Annotated in this window: 20 protein-coding genes; 19 read left to right on the top strand and 1 reads right to left on the bottom strand. The window is 48.1% G+C overall.

The window, feature by feature from the left end; all coding sequences use genetic code 11:
- Window positions 1-5 precede the first annotated feature (5 nt).
- The 16 genes from Q9R46_RS14120 to spoVM all read left to right on the top strand — a co-directional run bounded on the left by Q9R46_RS14120 (window position 6) and on the right by spoVM (window position 15620).
- Entirely contained in the window at window positions 6-905 is a 900-nt protein-coding gene (locus Q9R46_RS14120) for a YicC/YloC family endoribonuclease (protein WP_145413899.1), read from the top strand.
- A 51-nt stretch (window positions 906-956) separates the two neighbouring features.
- Entirely contained in the window at window positions 957-1217 is a 261-nt protein-coding gene (remA, locus tag Q9R46_RS14115; RefSeq protein WP_006209218.1) for an extracellular matrix/biofilm regulator RemA, read from the top strand.
- Window positions 1218-1230: 13 nt separating this feature from the next.
- Window positions 1231-1803: a guanylate kinase gene (gene gmk / locus Q9R46_RS14110; protein WP_123062363.1), complete on the top strand. Its 573-nt coding sequence runs from the start codon at window positions 1231-1233 to the stop codon at window positions 1801-1803.
- 163 nt (window positions 1804-1966) lie between these two features.
- On the top strand, window positions 1967-2179 hold the full coding sequence (gene rpoZ / locus Q9R46_RS14105; RefSeq protein ID WP_145331918.1) for a DNA-directed RNA polymerase subunit omega: 213 nt from the start codon (window positions 1967-1969) through the stop codon (window positions 2177-2179).
- Between the two features lie 139 nt (window positions 2180-2318).
- The gene (gene coaBC / locus Q9R46_RS14100; protein ID WP_311280456.1) at window positions 2319-3575 is read left to right on the top strand and encodes a bifunctional phosphopantothenoylcysteine decarboxylase/phosphopantothenate--cysteine ligase CoaBC; all 1257 of its coding nucleotides are present in this window, start codon (window positions 2319-2321) and stop codon (window positions 3573-3575) included.
- Window positions 3576-3578: 3 nt separating this feature from the next.
- Window positions 3579-6128 carry a primosomal protein N' gene (gene priA, locus Q9R46_RS14095; protein ID WP_311280455.1) on the top strand — a complete coding sequence of 850 codons (2550 nt, stop codon included), beginning with the start codon at window positions 3579-3581 and terminating at the stop codon, window positions 6126-6128.
- A gap of 128 nt (window positions 6129-6256) precedes the next feature.
- Window positions 6257-6745: a peptide deformylase gene (gene def / locus Q9R46_RS14090; RefSeq protein ID WP_123062359.1), complete on the top strand. Its 489-nt coding sequence runs from the start codon at window positions 6257-6259 to the stop codon at window positions 6743-6745.
- A gap of 12 nt (window positions 6746-6757) precedes the next feature.
- Window positions 6758-7717 (top strand): methionyl-tRNA formyltransferase, encoded by a 960-nt coding sequence (gene fmt / locus Q9R46_RS14085; RefSeq protein ID WP_311280454.1) that lies wholly within the window; start codon window positions 6758-6760, stop codon window positions 7715-7717.
- Window positions 7714-9177, top strand: a complete 1464-nt coding sequence (gene rsmB, locus Q9R46_RS14080) for a 16S rRNA (cytosine(967)-C(5))-methyltransferase RsmB (protein ID WP_311280453.1) — start codon at window positions 7714-7716, stop codon at window positions 9175-9177. The genes fmt and rsmB overlap by 4 nt, the downstream gene beginning before the upstream one ends.
- A 271-nt stretch (window positions 9178-9448) precedes the next feature.
- A complete protein-coding gene (gene rlmN / locus Q9R46_RS14075) occupies window positions 9449-10489 on the top strand; it encodes a dual-specificity RNA methyltransferase RlmN (RefSeq protein WP_145331913.1) in 1041 nt (346 codons plus the stop codon).
- Between the two features lie 7 nt (window positions 10490-10496).
- Complete coding sequence (locus Q9R46_RS14070; protein WP_145331912.1) at window positions 10497-11273, top strand: Stp1/IreP family PP2C-type Ser/Thr phosphatase; 777 nt, start codon at window positions 10497-10499, stop codon at window positions 11271-11273.
- The gene (pknB, locus tag Q9R46_RS14065) at window positions 11270-13480 is read left to right on the top strand and encodes a Stk1 family PASTA domain-containing Ser/Thr kinase (RefSeq protein WP_311280452.1); all 2211 of its coding nucleotides are present in this window, start codon (window positions 11270-11272) and stop codon (window positions 13478-13480) included. The genes Q9R46_RS14070 and pknB overlap by 4 nt, the downstream gene beginning before the upstream one ends.
- Window positions 13481-13540: 60 nt before the next feature.
- Window positions 13541-14458, top strand: a complete 918-nt coding sequence (rsgA, locus tag Q9R46_RS14060; RefSeq protein ID WP_145331910.1) for a ribosome small subunit-dependent GTPase A — start codon at window positions 13541-13543, stop codon at window positions 14456-14458.
- Window position 14459: 1 nt separating this feature from the next.
- Window positions 14460-15119, top strand: a complete 660-nt coding sequence (gene rpe, locus Q9R46_RS14055; protein WP_145331909.1) for a ribulose-phosphate 3-epimerase — start codon at window positions 14460-14462, stop codon at window positions 15117-15119.
- Window positions 15120-15122: 3 nt separating this feature from the next.
- Window positions 15123-15374 carry a hypothetical protein gene (locus Q9R46_RS14050; protein ID WP_145331908.1) on the top strand — a complete coding sequence of 84 codons (252 nt, stop codon included), beginning with the start codon at window positions 15123-15125 and terminating at the stop codon, window positions 15372-15374.
- Window positions 15375-15539: 165 nt separating this feature from the next.
- Window positions 15540-15620, top strand: coding sequence for a stage V sporulation protein SpoVM (spoVM, locus tag Q9R46_RS14045; protein ID WP_019424875.1), 81 nt, complete (start codon window positions 15540-15542; stop codon window positions 15618-15620).
- A 190-nt stretch (window positions 15621-15810) separates the two neighbouring features.
- Here spoVM and rpmB read toward each other — a convergent pair whose 3' ends face one another.
- Complete coding sequence (gene rpmB, locus Q9R46_RS14040) at window positions 15811-15999, bottom strand: 50S ribosomal protein L28 (protein ID WP_024631107.1); 189 nt, start codon at window positions 15997-15999, stop codon at window positions 15811-15813.
- 636 nt (window positions 16000-16635) lie between these two features.
- Between rpmB and Q9R46_RS14035 the strand changes: the two genes are divergently transcribed.
- The 3 genes from Q9R46_RS14035 (at window position 16636) to recG (ending at window position 21456) form a co-directional block, all read left to right on the top strand.
- Complete coding sequence (locus tag Q9R46_RS14035; RefSeq protein ID WP_311280451.1) at window positions 16636-18435, top strand: DAK2 domain-containing protein; 1800 nt, start codon at window positions 16636-16638, stop codon at window positions 18433-18435.
- 101 nt (window positions 18436-18536) lie between these two features.
- On the top strand, window positions 18537-19400 hold the full coding sequence (locus tag Q9R46_RS14030; RefSeq protein ID WP_145331905.1) for a DegV family protein: 864 nt from the start codon (window positions 18537-18539) through the stop codon (window positions 19398-19400).
- A 10-nt stretch (window positions 19401-19410) separates the two neighbouring features.
- Window positions 19411-21456 (top strand): ATP-dependent DNA helicase RecG, encoded by a 2046-nt coding sequence (recG, locus tag Q9R46_RS14025; RefSeq protein ID WP_123062350.1) that lies wholly within the window; start codon window positions 19411-19413, stop codon window positions 21454-21456.
- Window positions 21457-21469 lie beyond the last annotated feature (13 nt).

The following is a 21469-nucleotide window of genomic DNA, read 5'->3' as shown; positions in this document are numbered from 1 at the left end:
TGCCGATGTCATTCAGTATGACCGGATACGGTCAATCCGCCTTTCATTTTGGCGGCTACAAGGTACAATTGGAGATCAAATCAGTCAATCATCGTTATTGCGAAGTGATGATGCGTCTGCCGAGAGAGTGGACGTATTATGAAGATGGTTTGAGAAAGATCGTACAGGGCCGCTTGAAGCGTGGGCGGATTGATGTTTATGTAATGAAAGAAAAAGAGGAAGACCAGGCTCTCCCCGCTGTTCTGAATGAGCAGGCGGTCAGGGCCTATCTGCAGGCTGCAGAGCGGCTTGAGTCTCAATTTGGAATGCAGGGCAAGCCAAGTATTGTGGATATGCTGGGTCTGCCGGATGTCATGGTTCAACCGGATGGGACAAGCCCCGTTCAGGAGGAACAAAAAGACGAGTGGGAGCAGGTTCTGCAGGCTGGATTAAACGAAGCTCTGTCCAGTTTGGAGCAGATGCGCGCTCGTGAAGGTCTTCATCTGGCCAATGATCTGGAGCGACGGATCACCCGTCTGGAGTCACTACACACCGAGATGCTTGCACTTGCGCCTACTGTGGTGAGTGACTATCGCAATAAGTTGAGACAGCGTCTTACGGAGTTGCAGGAGGACGGCTCTTTCCCTTTTGATGAGCATAAATTGGGTATGGAAATCGCAGTCTTTGCTGATCGTTCCAACATTGAAGAGGAGCTTACGCGTTTACTTAGCCACTTTGGACAATGTAGAGAATTGTTGAAAAGCGAGGATTCGGTAGGCCGCAAGTTGGACTTCCTGATTCAGGAGATGAATCGCGAGGTTAATACGATTGGATCAAAAGCCAACCACTTGGCTCTGGTGAACCGTGTTGTCGAGATGAAAGCGGAGCTGGAGAAGATTCGTGAGCAAGCGGCGAACATCGAATGAACGGCTAAATTTCGGCAAAAGAGTCGCATGTATAGGGGGAAGAACCTGATTATGGCAATCAAACTCATTAACATTGGATTCGGTAACATCGTATCGGCGAACCGGATTATATCCATCGTGAGTCCGGAATCGGCGCCGATCAAGAGAATTATACAAGAGGCTAGAGATCGTCACATGCTGATTGATGCAACGTATGGAAGACGTACACGTGCCGTAATTATTACGGATAGTGATCATGTTATTCTGTCTGCAGTTCAGCCTGAAACGGTCGCCCATCGTCTTTCCTCGAAAGATGATGATAACGACGAATAAAATGGAGTGTAATATGTCTAAGGGATTACTGATAGTGTTGTCCGGCCCATCCGGGGTCGGGAAGGGTACAGTATGCAGTGCGTTGCGCCAACGAGTGCCGAATCTGACTTATTCGGTTTCAGCAACCACTCGTCAGCCACGTTTGGGTGAAGAGCATGGAGTAAACTATTTTTTTCACTCTCATGATGAGTTTCTGAGAATGATTGCCGAGGATCAACTGCTGGAACATGCAGAGTATGTAGGCAATTATTACGGCACTCCGCGTGATTTTGTGGAGAGAACGATCAACGAAGGCCGAGATATTATTCTGGAGATTGAGGTTCAGGGTGCACTTAAAGTGAAGGAGAAATTCCCTGAGGGGATTTTTGTCTTCCTGCTTCCTCCTTCTTTGGATGAGTTGAAGGATCGTATTCAAGGACGGGGCACGGAAAGTCAAGCGACGATTGATCACCGGATGTCTGTAGCAGTCGATGAGATCAATCTGCTAGAGCATTATGACTATGCCGTGGTTAATGATGAGATTGATTCGGCTTGCAAACGAATAGAAAGCATCATTATCGCCGAACATTGTAAGATCAATAAATAATCTCTTTTGCCGCCGCGTACAGCGATATTCATGGGGCAGTTGTCATATCATGTTAAGGTTGATGTTCATTCTGGACTGCTTCCTGTACGTGAGGACACGCAACATAAGGTTCTGTCCGGCGGCAACTTGTGATTATACTAAAGCAAAGAGGTGTTTTGTTAATATGCTGTATCCTTCAATTGATGAAATGATGAACAAAGTTGACAGCAAGTATTCCCTGGTTGTTGCTGCTTCCCGCCGTGCGAGACAGCTTCGTGAAGGTGAGAAGTCCGATCTAAGAAATGCAAAATCCCATAAACAGGTTGGCGTTGCTTTGGAAGAGATTTATGGTGATCATCTTGTTGTGATCAAAGGGCAGGACGAAGAAGAAGAGTAAGCCTCCGGGCTGCTCTTCAACTGCATAAGGCGATAGCCTAATCATTTTGACAACCGAAAGGTTGTTATTTTTTTACGAATAAGCCGAACTAGTATTTACACTTGTATTGATGTCTTAACATTATCGGGGGATATTGAACATGTTGAACGGTAAAAAAATCGTGCTTGGCGTAACAGGGGGCATAGCAGCTTATAAAGCAGCAACATTATGCAGCAAACTGGTGCAAAAGGGAGCGGATGTTCATGTCATTATGACCGCTTCGGCGACACAGTTTATTACCGAATTAACGCTGCAAACGTTGACCCGAAACGCAGTATATACAGATACATTCGATGAACGTGAACCGGCGGTTGTTTCTCATATCAATCTCGCAGACATGGCTGATCTGGTGCTGGTCGCTCCGGCAACAGCGAATGTCATTGCCAAGATGGCACACGGGATGGCTGACGATATGCTCACTACGACACTACTTGCTACGACTGCACCAGTGATGATTGCTCCTGCCATGAATGTGCACATGTATGACCATCCGGCGGTGAAACACAACATGAATCTGCTGGCTGAACGGGGCACGTTAATGATTGAGCCGGGTGAAGGGCTTCTGGCCTGCGGATATGTAGGCAAGGGGCGTTTGGAAGAACCGGAGACCATTGTGGATGTGGTGGAGCGTTTTTTTGCGCAGCGTGATGCGCGGGAAGGGATTCAGGAGTCGTTACAAAGCCGGATGCCAAGGAAAGATTTGCTTTTAGATGGTAAAAAGGTTGTGGTTACCGCTGGCGGTACGATCGAGCGCATTGATCCGGTTCGTTATATTACGAATGATTCATCCGGGAAAATGGGATTTGCCATCGCCGCCGCAGCGCGTGATCTTGGGGCTGATGTGAAGCTTGTTACGGGTAATACACAGGCACAGCCGCCAGAAAATGTAGAAATCATACCTGTACAGTCTGCACAGGACATGTATGAGGCAGTAGCTCAGGAGTGGGATGGCGCGGATATCGTCATTAAAGCAGCCGCCGTCGCTGATTATCGCCCGAAAGAAGTTTATATGGAAAAAATCAAGAAAAAGGGCGATACGTTGTCGCTTGAACTTGTGAAAAATATAGATATTTTGGAGACGCTGGGCAAACGGAAGACCCATCAGTATTTGATTGGTTTTGCTGCCGAGACCCAGTCGCTCGAAATGTATGCACGTGAGAAACTGGAACGGAAAAATTGTGATCTGATCGTAGCCAATGATGTCACCCGTTCGGGGGCAGGATTTGGAACGGACACCAACGCGGTGCATATCTATGACCGCGATGGGTTGGTTGAGGAGCTTGAGCTGATGTCCAAGGAAGAAGTGGCACATCGTTTGCTCCAAATTGCGGCGGAGCGCATTGCCGGGAGGAATTAAAAGATGGAGATTGCCAAGGTCATTGTCGATGTGCCTGTGAAGCAGACCGACCGGCCTTTTGATTATCTGGTTCCCGACTCCATGAAGGAATGGATTGAGGTGGGAAGCAGGGTAGGTGTACCTTTTGGACATCGCACCGTGCAAGGGTTCGTCGTTGATCTGGTTCCCCGTACGGGAGAAGAATCATTTAAACTCAAGCCTATTCAGGAGCTACTGGATATCGTGCCGCCACTGTCGAAGGATCTGGTAGAGCTGGCAGAATGGATGAGCGAGAGATATGCGAGCAATCGGATTTTGTCCTTGCAAGTGATGGTGCCAACAGCGTTGAAAGGAAAAGCGGAGCGCTACATTTCGCTAGGAGATGCACTGGATGCATATGCAGGAGATGGATTTTCAAACGAGGATGTTCTGTTTGTGTGGGGAGAGGAATCGACAACCGAGAAGGTACAGCAGGATATTATTCGTTTTGTCAAAAGCCGAGGACAGGTGCCCCTGCAGCAATTAAGCCGCAAGTACCCGAATCATGCAGCCTTGATCAAGAAGCTGCTACTTAGCGGTGTACTATTGGAAAGCCAAGCGATTAAGGATAAGCTGAATAAAAAAACGATGAAATCTGTGAATCTGGCTGTGGATATCGCTGTAGCGGAAGAAGCGTTGTCCTCGTTCCCGGCAAAGGCTCAACGGCAGAAGGAAATTCTTTCTTTTTTGCTGGAGATGAAGGATTTGCTACCAATGCCTTTGAAGGAAGTATTGTCTACGCTACAAGTTTCGGCAGCAACGATTAAAGGGCTTGAGGAAAAAGGTTTGGTTGTGACAGAGGACGTGGAAGTTTTCCGTGATCCGTATCAGGGCAGACGTTTTAAGCCCACAGAACCGCTGGCACTGACTGAGGAGCAGCAAAAGGTTTTCGGCAGCATCAACGGGCGTTTGCAGGAACAGCGTCACGGTGTGTTTTTGTTACATGGCGTTACCGGAAGTGGTAAAACCGAGGTTTATCTGCAGACGATTCAGCAGTGTATCAATCAGGACAGGCAGGCCATCGTGCTGGTGCCGGAAATTGCCCTTACTCCACAGATGGTAGAGCGTTTCAAAGGACGTTTTGGCGATCAGGTTGCGGTCATGCACAGCCGTCTTTCCGGCGGTGAACGTTATGATGAATGGCGTAAAATTCGGGAAGGTCAAGTGAAGGTAGCGATTGGTGCGCGTTCTGCGGTGTTCGCTCCCTTCAGCCGTCTGGGACTGATTATTATGGATGAAGAACATGAGACCTCCTATAAACAGGAAGAAACGCCGAAATACCATGCGCGTGATGTGGCTGTCAAAAGAGCACAACAGCATCAGGCCGTGGTGGTTCTGGGTTCGGCCACGCCTTCGCTGGAAAGTTATTATGCTGCGCGTTCGCAAAGCAATGATGATTTTGCTCCTCTCTTGCTTGAAATGCCTACAAGGGCGCTTGGCAACAATCTGCCAGCTGTGCGAATCATCGATATGCGTGAAGAACTGAAGGATGGCAATCGTTCCATGTTCAGCAGAGCATTACACAAAGGGTTGGAAGAACGCCTGGAGCGAGGAGAACAGACGGTTCTACTGCTGAATCGGCGCGGATATTCTACCTTTGTGATGTGCCGGAGCTGTGGATATGTGGCGGGCTGTCCTGAATGTGATATCTCTTTGACATATCATCAGCGTTCCAACAATTTACGCTGTCACTATTGCGGGTATGCAGAAGCGGCGCCCGAAACGTGCCCGGATTGTGGAAGTGAGCATATTCGCTACTTTGGTACAGGAACACAACGGGTTGAAGAGGAACTGGCCAAGCTGTTTCCAGGGATACGGGTGATCCGTATGGATGTGGATACAACGACGGAGAAAGGCGCGCATGAGAAGCTGTTAAAACAGTTCCGGGAGAAGAAAGCCGATGTGTTGCTTGGAACTCAGATGGTTGCCAAGGGGCTCGATTTCCCTGATGTGACGCTCGTTGGAGTCATCACCGCGGATTCAGCGCTTAACTTGCCTGATTTCCGTGCTGCCGAGAAAACCTTCCAACTGCTGACACAAGTGGCAGGCCGGGCGGGCCGTCATCAATTACCGGGGGAAGTATTTGTGCAGTCCTATACGCCAGAGCATTACTCCATCGGACATGCAAGCCAGCATGACTATGTATCTTTTGTGAAGGAAGAGTTGTTACATCGCAGAAATTTACAGTATCCTCCATACTGCCGTCTGATTCTGGTGACGTTCTCTCACGAACAACTTCCTGTTCTGATTCGACTAGCTGAAAACTATACCCGATTGCTGAAAGAGAAGGCGAATGCTGCCGGATGGCTGGGCAGTCTGGATCGTTTCAGTAACGAAGCCTTTGATGTGCTTGGCCCTGTAGCTTCTCCAATTCCAAGGATCAAGAATAGATACCGATTCCAATGTATGATAAAATGGCGTGGGGATGTGGATGCCATCGGTCTGGCTCTGGCAACGGCCCGGCACATGGACGATGATGTTCAGGCCCAGAAGCTGCTAATTAGCCTTGATGTAGACCCGCAGATGTTAATGTAGACATTTTACAGCATTTTGAGGCGAAAAATGTGGATGTGAACAAGCGGTATAAACATAGATTAATATCAACAACGAAATAGAGAATATTGTCTAGAAACTATGATGAGAATTAGGAAGGTGCTTACAACATGTCGATTCGTATTATCGTTAAAGAACCAGATGAGGTGCTTCACAAAAGAGCCAAGGAAGTTACCAAAGTTACACCTAATGTACAAAAGTTGCTTGATGATATGGCAGACACAATGTACGACGCAGAAGGGGTAGGTCTTGCGGCTCCGCAGGTCGGCATTCTGAAACGTTTGATTGTGATTGATGCAGGAGATGAGCAAGGGCTGATCAAAATGATTAACCCTGAAATTATTTCCAGTGAAGGAGAACAGTTCGGACCTGAAGGTTGCTTAAGTATTCCAGGGATTAACGGAGATGTCCGTCGTTTTGAGACGGTTACCGTGAAAGGACTGGATCGTGAAGGCAATGAACTGATTATTACAGGTAGCGGTCTGTTGTCCCGTGCGTTTCAGCACGAAATTGACCATTTGGACGGTGTGCTCTTCACAGATATCGCTGAAAAAGTATATGAAATTACCCCAGAGCAAACTGGACCGCGTCGCAATTAAGGAGTGATCGATTTGAATATTGTCTTTATGGGAACACCTGAATTCGCCGTTCCTTCTCTGGATATGTTGATGGCGGAAGGATACCGTGTGGTAGGCGTGGTAACACAGCCGGATAAACCGCAGGGAAGAAAAAAAGTGCTTACACCTACACCGGTCAAGGCCGCAGCTGAACGCCACGGTCTGCCGGTGTTTCAGCCTGTCAAACTTCGTGATCCGGAAGCGGTAGCCCGCCTTGCGGAATGGAAACCGGATTTGATCGTCACTGCCGCATTTGGACAGATTCTTCCCAAAGCGGTGTTAGATATGCCGGTTCGCGGCTGTGTGAACGTACACGGGTCTCTTCTGCCTAAATATCGCGGAGGAGCTCCGATACAACGTTCTATCATTAACGGAGAATCCGTCACAGGGGTCACGTTGATGTATATGGCAGAAGGTCTGGATACCGGGGATATGATCTCTCGTGTGGAAGTACCAATCACGGATGAAGATACATCCGGCACGATGTTTGCCAAATTGAGTGAGGCCGGCTCCAAGTTGCTCCAGGCGGAGATGCCGCGTCTCATCGCAGGCGAAACGACAGCTGTTCCACAGAATGATGAGGAAGCTTCCTATGCTCGTAATCTGACTCGGGAAGACGAGAAGTTGGACTGGAATCGTACATCCCGTGAATTGTTTAATCAGATTCGTGGTCTGGTCCCTTTTTCGGGTGCATTCACGATGTGGGATGAACAGGTATTTAAAGTTTGGGCAGCAGCCAATCCAGATCAGGTGGCGAATGAAGCTTCATCTGTTTCCAATGCTGGACAAGCCGTGCCTGGAACCGTGTTGCAATGGAACAAATCAGGTATAGAAATCAAGACAGGCAATGGTTCTTTGTGGCTGACAGAAGTTCAACCTGCTGGCAGAAAAGTAATGCAAGCTGCCGACTTTGCTCGCGGTGGAACATTGAAACCTGGTATGGTGCTGCGATGAGTACTTCAAAATCAGGACATTCTTCAGGAAAAGAACGTAAGGCAGCAGGCAACGGTAACGCAGGGAGCCAAGCCAGTCGTCGTCAGACTCATGATCGTGTGCAGAAACCGAAGACATCTGCTCGTGCACTCGCTGTCAAGGTATTGAGCGCGGTGGAGCAGGATGGGGCATACAGCAATCTGGAACTGAACCGCCGCCTCAAAGATTCAGATCTTAGTTCTGCAGATGCAGGACTCGCTACGGAACTGGTATATGGAACGATTGCAAGACTAAACACGCTGGATTATTATCTGGAGCGTTTTGTTGCCAAAGGAACAGCAAAGTTACAGCCTTGGGTGCGTAGTTTGCTTCGGATCAGTGCGTATCAATTGATCTACCTGGATCGAATTCCGGAACATGCCGTCGTCAGCGAAGCAGTAAACCTGGCAAAGAAACTTGGTCATCAGGGAATCTCGGGTATGGTTAACGGCGTGCTGCGGAATATGATTCGAAACAAGGAGCAGTTGCATGTTCCCTCGCATCTGCCGGTTGCTGAACGGATCTCATTGGAGCATTCTCACCCGCTGTGGATGGTGGAGCGGTGGATTGCTCAATATGGGGAAGAGACAACAGAAGCCATCTGCCGTGCGAATAATGAACCTCCAGCAGTGAGCGTACGTGTGAACACGACCATGACAACACGGGACAAGCTGATGGAGGAGATGGCAAGCACAGGGGCAGTGGTTGAAGCTTCGCATCTTAGCCCGGATGGTATTCTGGTTCGAAGCGGAGGCAATATGGCTCTTACGTCCTGGTATCGGGACGGACTTTTCTCGGTTCAGGACGAAAGTTCTATGCTGGTCGCTGAAGCCGTAGCGCCGGAAGAGGGACAAAACGTGCTGGACTGTTGTGCAGCTCCAGGCGGCAAGACAGCTCATATCGCAGAGAAAATGCGGGACCGTGGACGCATTATAGCTAACGATGTTCATGCTCATAAACGCGAGCTTATTCTGGATCAGGCTGAACGTCTTGGATTAAGCTGCATTGATGCGGTAACCGGGGATGCACTTGATTTAAACCAGCGCTATGCCGAGTCATCATTTGACCGGATTTTGCTGGATGCACCGTGCTCAGGGCTAGGGGTCATTCGTCGCAAGCCGGACGTGAAGTGGACTAAATCTTCATCCGACATTGAAGACATCTCCAGTTTGCAACGAGAACTTTTGGATTGCGTTGCGCCATTGCTCAAACCAGGTGGTATTCTGGTATACAGCACTTGTACCATTGAATCGGCAGAGAACGAGGATATGGTGGCGGACTTTTTGGATCGTCATCCAGAGTATAAGGCTATCGAAACATCGGCATGGTCACAGCCAGGAACCAGGGACTGGAGGGCTGTGAATGGTGGTGTTCAAATTATGCCGCAATATGCTCACAGTGACGGTTTTTATATCGCAAGGTTGACAAGAACGGCTAATTAAACGTTTAATAGAGCACTGAAGGAAGGCCGCCGAGGAAAACCCTCGGCGGATTTCTTTATGAGAGGCGACTTGGTAGATCACTAACTCGTTTATAAAACGATGTCAGGATGCGATGGTAACAATGAGATGTTATAATGCATGAAGAATCGGTCTCCAGGGTATACATGGATGTAAAGTGCCGTTTGTGATAGAATAGGACGAATGCAGTAAATCGATGGAAAGCAAAAGAAGTGCAAATGAAAAGAAAAAAGGAATAGGTGTTGAAAACAAAATGAAACCTTTTATATACGATTTTTCCCTGGAGCAACTGCAGCAATGGGCTGTGGAAAACGGGGAACCAGCGTTTCGCGGTGGTCAGATCTTTGACTGGATTTATGTGAAACGTGTTAATGATTTTAGTGAAATGACAAATCTCTCCAAGTCGCTTCGTGAGAAGCTGGCAGAGCAGTTTGAATTCGTAACCCTTAAGGAAATTACGAAGTTTGAGTCCAAGGATGGCACGGTGAAATTCCTTTTTGGTCTGCATGATGATCATGCGATTGAAACGGTTATTATGAAACATAACTACGGGAACAGCATCTGTGTAACCACACAGGTGGGCTGCCGGATTGGCTGTACGTTCTGTGCATCCACGCTCGGGGGGCTGAAACGCAACCTGACAGCCGGAGAGATCGTGGCTCAGGTTGTACAGGCTCAGAAAATTCTGGATGAGCGCGGTGAACGTGTCAGCAGCATCGTGATCATGGGTTCGGGTGAACCTTTTGAAAACTATGAAGCAACGATGACGTTCTTGCGGATTATGATTCACGAAAAAGGTCTGAACATTGGTCAGCGACATATCACGGTGTCTACAAGCGGAATTGTACCGAACATCTACAAGTTTGCAGATGAAGACACGCAAATTAATTTGGCTATTTCGATTCATGCACCAAATGATGCCTTGCGTTCGAAACTGATGCCGGTGAACCGTCGTTTCCCATTTGATGATGTGATGGAGTCTCTTCGCTATTATCTGGCTAAGACGGGCCGAAGAATTACGTTTGAGTACGCATTGATCGGCGGTGTCAATGACCAGCCAGAGCATGCGGCAGAACTGGCAAGTGTGCTCAAAAACATGTTATGCCATGTCAATCTGATTCCGGTAAACCATGTGCCTGAACGCAAATATGTTAGAACATCAAGAAGTGATATTTTTAACTTCCAGAGAATTCTTTCGGAACAGGGAGTTAATGTAACGATTCGCCGTGAACAGGGACATGATATTGCTGCCGCTTGCGGCCAGCTTCGTGCAAAGCATATGGAGTTGAGGTGAGAGCGTTTTGATCAAAACAGTTCATGTGAGCCATATCGGACGAGTACGTTCGGTGAATGAAGATTCAGCCTGGATTCGGAATCTGGATACAGGATATATTCTGGGAATCGTTGCAGACGGGATGGGTGGACATCTTGCTGGAGATACGGCAAGTCGCCTTGCAGTGGAGACGCTGGTAGAGGATCTGGCAACACTTGAGCCAGGTTTGTCCCATGCTTCCCTGTCAGCTGCGCTTAGCGATGCGATTCTTCATGCGAATGAAGTCATATTCCGCACAGCATCCACGGACGATAAGTATCATAATATGGGGACAACAGTTGTTGCCGCTCTGTTAAATGATGCGGAAGGTGTGATTGGACATATTGGGGACAGCCGTGCATACAAAATTGCAGGCAAGGAAGTCTTCCAGCTGACTGAAGACCACACACTGGTGAATGAATTGTACAAAAATGGTCAGATTAGCAAGGAGGATGTAACTCATCATCCACGTCGCAATGTGCTTACCCGTGCACTTGGCACTGATGCCGAAGTGAAGGTGGATATGGATGCCGTGCGACTGGAAGAAGGGGAAGTTCTGCTTCTCTGCAGTGACGGACTCAGTAACCTGGTCAGCAATGAGCAGATTATTCAGGTTGCAGGTAATCTTGAACTTCCACTGGAAGATCGTGCCGATCGACTGCTACAGCTGGCACTGCTTGCTGGAGGAGACGATAATATCACTGTCGCTTTATTTGAACCTCAGCAACAAGATGCCCTAGAAGCGGAAACGGGGTGTGAGTCATGATTGGGCACCAGCTAGGCGGACGCTATGAAGTCATTGAGCGTGTCGGCGGTGGCGGCATGGCTTTGGTTTACAAAGCTCAAGATTTGCTCTTGAACCGAAATGTGGCAATTAAAGTACTCAGACAACAGTTTGTTCATGATGAAGAGTTTATCCGCCGTTTTCGGAGAGAGGCACAATCAGCGGCGTCGTTGTCACATCCGAATGTCGTCAGCATCTATGATGTGGGTCAGGAAGATGACGTGCATTATATTGTTATGGAGTACGTTGAAGGCAAAAATTTAAATGAAATTATTAAGGAACGTGCGCCTCTGCAGGTCGACGAAGCGGTACACATTGCTTCCCAGATCGCGGATGCACTGGATCACGCGCACCATAATCAGATTATTCACCGGGACATTAAACCGCATAACATATTAATTGGCCGGAATGGCCGGGTAAAAGTAACAGATTTCGGGATCGCGCGTGCTGTTACCTCTACAACGATCACACAGACTGGCTCTGTCGTGGGCTCAGTGCATTATTTCTCACCAGAGCATGCCAAGGGTATTGTGACTGGGGAGAAGTCGGACTTATATTCTCTTGGAATTGTACTCTATCAAATGCTTACAGGACAGCTTCCTTTTCTTGGGGAAAGTCCAATTAGTGTAGCCTTGAAACATTTGCAGGAAGAGTTTGATGAACCACGCAAATTCAATCCGCTCATTCCGCAAAGTGTGGAAAATGTCATTCTGAAATCCATGCGTAAAAATCCGCAGGAGCGATATCAATCGGCGAAAGAAATGCAGCATGATCTGGAAACATGTCTTATGCCAGAGCGCCGCAATGAGTCTAAGGTGGACTTTCCAGATGAGGATGATATCGATCAGACCCGTGTAATGCCGGCCATCAAGCCGGAGCCTCGCGGAATGAAATCTACTGGAGCGGTGCCTGTGATGGAAACAGATCAGGAACAGAGCGCAGGTAAACCGAAGCAGAAAAACTGGAAAAAACCAACGCTGATCATATCATTGACTGTTCTTCTTTTGATCGCCATGGTTGGAGTGGTATGGTATGTCAAAGGTATGCTTGTTGTACCTGAGGTAACGGTGCCTAACGTAGTCAATCAGACAGAAGAAAAAGCCCGCCAAATGCTGGAGGAACAGGGCTTGGTGGTGAGCAACGAAGTCATCCGACAGTACAAAGAAAATGTAGAGCCAGGCATTGTCTTTGATCAGAGCAGGAATGAAGGCGACGTGGTCAAAAAAGGCTCCGAGGTTCAGCTAAGTGTTGGCGCGGAAAAAGAAATGGTGAAGATGATTGATGTCAAGCAGGAGCCTTATACTGAAGCGGTCAAAAAACTGACTGCGCTTGGTATTAAAGAAGACCAGATCAAGCGTAAAGATGATTTTTCTAATGAAGTCGATTCAGGCTCTGTCATTTCCCAGACGCCTGGTGTAAATGAAGAATTTGATCCTGAAACTGTTGAGATTGAGTTAACGGTGAGCAAGGGCGCAGAAACGGTCAAAATGCCTGATTTGAAAAATCATACGCGCAGTGAAGCAGAACAAATGCTGAAAGAGAAAGGACTTGTGCTTGGACAGGTTCAAGAGGAGTCCAGTTATACCGTAGAAAAGGGCAAAGTAACCCAGCAATGGCCTGTGGAAGCCGGGACGGATGTTAGCCCTGGCGACAAAATTACAATTTTTATCAGCACAGGTTATCCGGATCAGGCACTGGAATATCCGTTTAACATCAACGTATCACCAAAAGAAGTGGGTAAAAATAGTAAAATTCGCATCACCTATGAAGATGCTCGCGGTAAAAATCAGGAGTGGGGTACACGCACAATTAATTCTGCTCAAGTCTTGACGATACCGCTTGTGCTTGCACCGAATGAAAATGGGGCTGTGTCCGTTTACCGTGATGGTAAATTTCTGGATACGTACGTCGTATCCTACAGTGAAGCGAAGAATGGTACGGTGAATGTACCTTCCATCGATCCGGAACAGAGCACGCAAGCACCGCCAGCCAATACCCCTGATCCGGGGAATGGTGACAATGGGGGCAACGTGGATAATGGCCAGGAAAAAGAACCTGACTCCACCCCTGTTGATGGGGAAGGGGACAATCAGGAAGGCGACACTTCGGCAATGAAGACGGATAAGGGCCCAGGCAAGCATAAAGAGGATAAGAAAAAAGGAGTTATCAACGCATCAGGCCGTCCATAAGGACGGCTTATGCTGACGTAAGGAAACAATGTGAGTGATCAGAAGGAGGGCGACGGAGCTGTGCCAGAAGGTATCATCGTTAAAGCATTAAGTGGTTATTACTATGTCATGCCAGTGGAAGACAACGGGGTTCCTTCGGCTGAAGGTTCCGCCGTTCAATGCAGAGCCAGAGGCATTTTTCGTAAACGAGGCACTTCTCCGCTTGTAGGTGACCGAGTGAGTTACATGCTGACAGAGAACGGGGAAGGAACGGTAGACGAAATTCACAAACGCGAGACCGAATTAATTCGTCCCCCGGTGGCGAATGTCAGCTTGGCAGTCCTGTTATTTTCGGTCAAAGAGCCTGATATGAATCTGAATCTCCTGGATAAGTTTCTTGTTCATATTGAGCAAGCCGGACTCGATGCCCTTATCGTGCTGACGAAACAGGATCTGATTGATTCAGAAGCTGAGGATCGGGACATCGTGGCTGAAGTAAAGGCAATGTACGAGCAGATAGGCTACGAAGTCATATCAACCAGTTCACGGACTGGAGAAGGCAGTGAGTTGCTAAGAGAACGCCTTGCGGGCAAGATCAGTGTATTTTCCGGTCAGTCTGGTGTTGGAAAATCTTCCATGCTGAATGCATTGATGCCAGGACTTACCCTGGAGACGAGTGCAATCAGCATGCGTCTCGGGCGCGGGAAACATACGACCAGACATGTGGAACTCATTCCACTCGATAATGGCGGATTTGTTGCGGATACACCGGGATTCAGCCAGCTGGACTTTTTGGAGATTGGCGTGGAGGAATTATCCACTTGTTTCCGTGAGTTTGCCCAGTTTGCTGATCAGTGCAAGTTCCGTGGTTGTACGCATACGCATGAACCAGCCTGCAAGGTGCTGGCGGCCAAGGAGGAAGGTTTGATCTCCGAAAGTCGATATCAGCATTATGTTCAGTTCCTGACTGAAATGAAAGATAAGAAGCGGAGGTATTAATATGATTAAAATTGCCCCATCGATATTATCAGCGGATTTTGCCAAGCTGGGTGCAGAGGTTGCCGAAGCACAAGCAGCTGGCGGAGATTGGATTCATGTTGACGTAATGGACGGGCACTTCGTCCCTAATATTACACTCGGTCCTGCTATTGTAAAGGCCATTGCACCTCATACAACGTTGCCACTCGACGTTCATCTGATGATTGAAAATCCGGAACGGTACGTGGAAGAGTTCGCTAAAGCCGGCGCAGCGGTAATTACAGTTCATGCTGAGGCGTGCGTGCATCTGCACCGTGTCATTCACCTCATTAAAGAGCAGGGAATTAAGGCAGGGGTTGCTCTTAATCCTGGTACTCCAGCAAGTGCAATTCAGGAAGTACTGGACGATGTAGACATGGTTCTTGTCATGACTGTGAATCCTGGTTTTGGCGGACAAGCATTTATTTCCGGTACGATGAACAAAATCAAGCAGATTCGCACATGGCTGAACGAGAGAGGACGTCATGACGTACATATCGAGGTAGACGGCGGTATTGCTGCAGATACAGCTCCACTCGTTGTGGAAGCTGGTGCTGATGTTCTGGTTGCTGGCAGTGCCGTATTCGGACGTGAAGACCGCGCTGCTGCAATTGCCGAGATTCGTAGCAGTTACGAGGGTTAATTCATGACTTTCAAAGAGACATTGCTGACAATGGCGGGAAGCATGACTACGGGGCTGGTGCTTGCACTGTTTTCAGTTCTCCAGGCTCCATTTAATGCGCTCACGTCGTTAATTGGTGTCGCCGTAGTTATCATGTATTTCCGAAAGTTTGATCGTAAGGGACATCGGATTACTTTTGTCATTTTCAGCATACTGTATTATCTCATGAGTGTTTTTATGATCGCTGTGTACCAGTACATCCCTACTCAAACGTAAATGGGCTGATCTCGGGCTTGTCATTGTGGAATAGGGACAGCAGGTTCCGCATAAATATGGTTACATGAGCAGGTTTCTCATGTAGCCTTTTTTGTCGTGTTTGGGTGAAAAAGGCCTGAAGCATAGGATACGGCGGATGCATGAGCATGATGGGGAGGGTGAAGTATGAAATTTTACACATTCAAACTGCCGAAGTTTTTGGGAGGGTTTGTAAAGGCGATCCTGAATACGTTTCAAAAGAACTGATCTGATTAACAGCACAGTTAGTCGAATACCGCCGTTTTGGCTCCACGCTCATCTGGAGAACCAGATCTGTATGATGTGCCATGCGGCGGCCATTCCTATGTGTTGGACATGTGCTTTTTGGAACACCAAAAAAGCACCTGCAAGGAACAAGGTGCTTTTTGCTTACCCGATTTATAGTAGCTTTGCGTGATTATACGCGAGTCACTTTACCGGCTTTCAGTGCACGGGTGCTTACGTATACACGTTTTGGTTTGCCGTTCACGAGAATACGAACCTTCTGAACGTTTACGCCCCAAGAACGACGGTTACGGTTGTTAGCGTGGGATACGTGGTTACCGGTGCCCGGTTTCTTACCTGTCACATAACATTTGCGAGACATAGATTACACCTCCTATCCTAAAATAACCAGTGCCTTTGGGAGAGACAAACGTCATTCCATAAGGACTTAATTGTTCTTTCCTGATCCTAAAGACCAGGCTTCAGTAGCTAATGGGTTGTTCAAGCCGGCGTGGCCGGATCATTTCCATTACTTAACCTGCATAAAACAATACTTAAATATAATATCATAATCAAAAAAGCTTCGTCAACTGATCCAAAAACTTTATTTATTTCTCTTGTCTAATATAGTACAATGTTGAATAGTCCATAGTACAGCCATGAATAGGCTGTTGCCGCGGGAAGCCGGAGAAAAAACCGTACGTAGAGGTTGGAGGTTTGCTTTTTTGGCAACGCTGTGAGATGCGGCATTCCATCATTGGCACCAGTCTCCATGCGGCATTCATGTCGCCTTCTGATACCGGTGCATATCCCTATGCCCGCATAACGGGTTGCAGAGAATGCAGGATATTGGTAGGCCGGCCGCCCAGACCGTTTATCCGGCTGACATGTTGTATTGTATGCCTGTGCCGGACAAGGTATGGACGAAGAATAACGCAGCCGCGTTAGCGCATGAACAGACCAAATTGATTCTTGGTGCAAGTTGTTCGTGTATCAAGCTAGGAAGGGGAATTCTCACTTGAGTATACGTTCTTTAAATGGAACAGATTTCACCGCAATGGTTCTCGCCGGAGCGGAACAACTAGGGCAGCACGCAGAACATGTCAATTCCCTGAATGTTTTCCCTGTGCCGGATGGTGACACGGGAACAAATATGAATTTGACAATGACTGCTGGTGTTGCAGAGATCAAAAGAAAGAGCTCTGCTTCCATCGGAGAAGCTGCCGCAATACTGTCGAAGGGTTTGCTTATGGGTGCGCGCGGAAATTCAGGGGTTATTTTATCCCAATTGTTCCGTGGATTCAGCCGTTCAGCAGCTCCTTATGAAGAATTGAATACGATTCAATTCGCAGCCGCCCTGCAAAATGGTGTTGACGCAGCATACAAAGCTGTAGTTAAGCCTGTGGAGGGAACCATTCTTACCGTAGCGAAAGAAGCGGCTAAACATGCCAGCTACTATGCAAGACGGACGAATGATATCACTGAATTAATGAATGAAGTTCTATTAAAAGCAAAAGAAGCACTGGCAATGACTCCAGAGTTACTGCCTGTTTTAAAGCAGGTTGGTGTGGTGGATTCGGGTGGTCAGGGTCTTGTATATATTTATGAAGGTTTTATGGACGTGCTATTGAAAACAGACGGTAGTTCACGTGCCTCACTGCAAAAAGAATCTGCTTCTTCAGTAGCAACACCGGTGAAAACGCCTGCAATCGAACCGGTTGCAACGAAGGCGGCACAAGTAATTACGCCCGAGATGCCTTTGTCGGCTCAGGCAAGATTGGAAACAGAAGATATTGAATTCCTGTACGACATGGAGTTTTTCATCAATCGTGAGCTTGGTGAGAATGCAGGAGCTACATTTGATGAAGAGTTGTTCCGGAAAGCGTTGTCAATAAATGGAGATTCGATCATCATCATTGCCGATGATGAAGTGATCAAGGTGCATGTGCATTCCAAGACACCTGGTGATGTATTGAATCTGGCTTTGAAGTATGGAGAGATTACACAGATTCATATTCTCAATATGCGTGAACAGCACCGGGACCTGCTGAGCGCAGGCATGGATCTCGCAGCTTCACCGGATATCTTTGCTGAAATTCCGCATGAGAAGACAAGCACATTGGAAGAAGCGGTGCTTCCGGCTGATGAAATGGCACCATATGGCTTTATTGCGGTTTCTTCAGGTGACGGCATTGCGGAAATTTTCAAAAGTCTGGGTGTAGATGTGGTGATGTCTGGTGGTCAGACGATGAACCCAAGTACAGAAGACTTTGTAAAAGCCGTTCGTTCGATTGCGGCGGATCAAATCTTTATTTTGCCGAATAACTCCAACATCGTGCTTGCTGCTGAACAGGCTCGTGAATTGCTGGAGGATGAGCGCCGGATTACTGTTATTCCGAGCAAGACGATTCCACAAGGGATGGCAGCGGCTTTTGCTTTCCAGGAGGATGAGTCTGCGGAAACGAACCGTGAACAGATGCTGGAGGCCATTAGCCGGGTGCAGTCAGGACAAGTGACACATGCCGTTCGGGATACACAGTATGATGAACTGGATATCAAAGCCGGGAACTATATCGGGATATATAACTCCAAAATTGTTGCGACAGATGAGAGCATGCTTCATGCTTGCGAAGGTCTGCTTGGGCAGATGATGGAGAGCGGAGATGAAGTGGTTACGGTTCTTGAAGGGGAAGAGGCTGACGCTGAGATTACTTCTTCTCTTGTTGCATGGCTGGAAGAGCAGTATCCTGATGCGGAAATCGAAGTACATCAGGGAGGACAGCCTGTTTACTATTATCTGTTCTCTGTAGAGTCCTAATTGCGGTTGTTTCACAAGCCAATCACTATCGATTTTAGACGCTGAACGAATGACTTGTTAAACATGCATGATAGCACTTGATGTAAAGAGGAGGAGAGCCTGTGAGCCACAAGGTTGCGATTGTAACGGACAGTACGGCGGATATTCCTGAGGAACTGGTTCGTAAATACGGTATACATGTGGTTCCCTTGCGCGTGTTGTTCGGGGAAGAAAACTATGCGGATGGAGTGGAGCTGACGTCGGAGCAGTTTTACGATAAGTTAAGGCAGAGCGCAGTCCTGCCTACGACTTCGCAGCCTTCTCCTACCGATTTTATGAACGTGTACCAGCGTTTGCTGGACGAAAACCCCGACAGACCTATCGTATCCATACACTTGTCTTCGGGCATGAGTGGTACGTATCAATCGGCGATGCTCGGCAAGTCGCTCCTGGAACGCGAAGCGGATCTTACGGTCATTGATTCAAAATCGGCGTCCTACGGGTATGGTTTAATGGTTGTGCAAGCTGCGGAGCTTGCCGAACAAGGCAAATCCGTAGCGGAGATTGCAGCTGCCGTTCAGGCGATGCAGCAATCCCGCAAACTGTTTTTTCTGGTGGATACGCTGGAGTATTTGCAGAAAGGCGGACGGATTGGCAAAGCCTCAGCGATCTTGGGAACGCTGTTAAATATCAAACCGATCTTGTCTATCGATGAAGAAGGCGTAATCTACGCCGTAGAGAAAGTCAGAGGTCATAAAAAGGCAATGGCACGTATTATTGAACTGTTCCAGAAGGATCTGGCTGGAAAACGGGTCAATCTGGCGGTAGGTCATACGGCTGATCCAGCGTCAGCAGTGGCTTGTGCGGAACAGTTACAGGGTCATTTTACACTGAATGAAGTGATCTATACGAATATCGGTGCCGTTATCGGTAGTCATGTGGGACCCGGTGTGATTGCGATCTTTATGTGGCCTGTTCCGGAATGAGGGATTAATCATGAACTTGGAAGAAATATCAGTGAAGCAAATTAACGGCGTGAGTGCTCTCAAAGAGGGAGAGCTTCACGCCTTTGGCATCTCTAGTGTGAAAGACTTGCTGGAGTATTATCCGTTTCGGTATGAAGATTATCGTCTACGCTCGCTTAGTGAGGTCAAGGACGGAGACAAGATTACGGTACAAGGTCAGGTTATGGGTGTTCCTGTGTTGCAACGTTACGGCAAAAAGTCCCGTCTGACTTGCAAGATTATGACGGAAGAGTGGATGATTACGGCAACGTGGTTTAACCGCCATTTTCTCAAGGACCAGCTTACGCCCAACCGGGAAATTGTGCTTACAGGGAAATGGGAACAAAAGCGTATGCAGCTTACCGTATCTGACTCGGAATTCCCGGATAAGGGCGATGGGCGTTCAGGGACACTGCAACCGGTCTATTCCGTCACGGGCAAGGTTACGCAGCAGTGGATGCGTAAGACGATTAATCAGGGGTTAGTTCAGTACGGTGAGATGATCCCCGAGATTTTGCCACAAGCATTGATTAAAAAATATAATCTGATGCCACGCAAGCAGGCAATAGCCGGAATTCACCGTCCGCAGGACAATCAGGAAGGTCAGCGGGCCAGACAGCGCATGGTCTATGAGGAGTTATTTTTGTTCCAACTTAAAATGCAGGCATTTCGTGCGCTGAATCGGAATCGGATGGATGGTATGGTGCATACGACCGACAATACGACGATTCGAGAGTTTGTACGTAGTCTGCCGTTTGAGTTGACGGATGCGCAGAAGAAGGTGGAACTTGAAATATTACATGATATGCGTTCACCTTATGCGATGAATCGATTGCTGCAAGGTGACGTAGGTTCAGGCAAAACGGTGATCGCAGCCATTGCACTTTATACGACGGTGCGCTCCGGCTTTCAGGGGGCACTTATGGTGCCGACTGAGATTCTGGCAGAGCAGCATATGCGTTCTTTGCAGAAGCTGTTTGAGCCTTTTGGCGTGACGGTGGGTCTGTTAACGGGCAGTGTCAACGGGCGCAAACGCAAGGACTTAATCGCCTCCTTGCAGATGGGGATGCTGGATATTGTGGTGGGTACACACGCCCTGATTCAGGAAGATGTCTTTTTCCGGGAGCTGGGTCTTGTGGTGACGGACGAGCAGCATCGCTTCGGGGTGAATCAGCGTAGCGTTTTGAGACGTAAAGGCTATAATCCGGATGTGTTAACGATGACCGCAACACCTATTCCTCGAACGCTTGCGATTACTGCTTTTGGGGATATTGAGGTGTCGACGATCTCGGAGCGGCCGAAAGGACGGATTCCGATCTCCACGTATTGGGTGAAGCATGACATGATGGAACGTGTGCTTGGTTTTATCTCGAGAGAGGTAGATCAAGGGCGTCAGGCGTATCTGATCTGCCCACTGATCGAGGAATCGGAAAAGCTTGATGTGCAAAATGCGATTGATCTTCATGTACAGATGCAGCAGAACTTCCCTAAATACAAAGTGGGACTTCTCCATGGGCGCATGACAGCTGCGGAAAAAGAAGAAATGATGCGTGAATTTTACAGCAATGACATTCAGCTACTGGTTTCTACCACGGTGGTAGAAGTCGGGGTGGATGTGCCTAACGCCACTCTAATGGTGATTATGGACGCAGACCGTTTTGGGTTGTCCCAGCTGCATCAGCTTCGCGGCCGTGTCGGTCGTGGTGCGCATGCGTCGTATTGTGTGCTCATTGCTGATCCGAAGACAGAGGTTGGGCAGGAACGGATGAAGGTCATGACCGAAACCGAGGATGGGTTCGAGGTGTCCCGGCGTGATTTGGATCTGAGGGGGCCGGGAGATTTCTTCGGCACCAAGCAGAGTGGATTGCCTGAATTCCGTCTGGCCGATATGGTGGCAGATTTTGCTGTACTGGAGCAGGCTCGGGATGATGTATCTGCATTGATTGCGGATGCCACGTTCTGGACGTCTGTGGACTATACTCCCCTGCGTGATTTTCTCCAGCAACAGCAGGTGTTTAAGGGTGATCTGATCGATTAAGCGCTGGATGTGT

The organism is Paenibacillus sp. RRE4 (assembly GCF_031844205.1).
GTDB lineage: Bacteria > Bacillota > Bacilli > Paenibacillales > Paenibacillaceae > Paenibacillus > Paenibacillus xylanexedens_B.
This window is presented reverse-complemented; position numbering and strand designations above follow the sequence as displayed.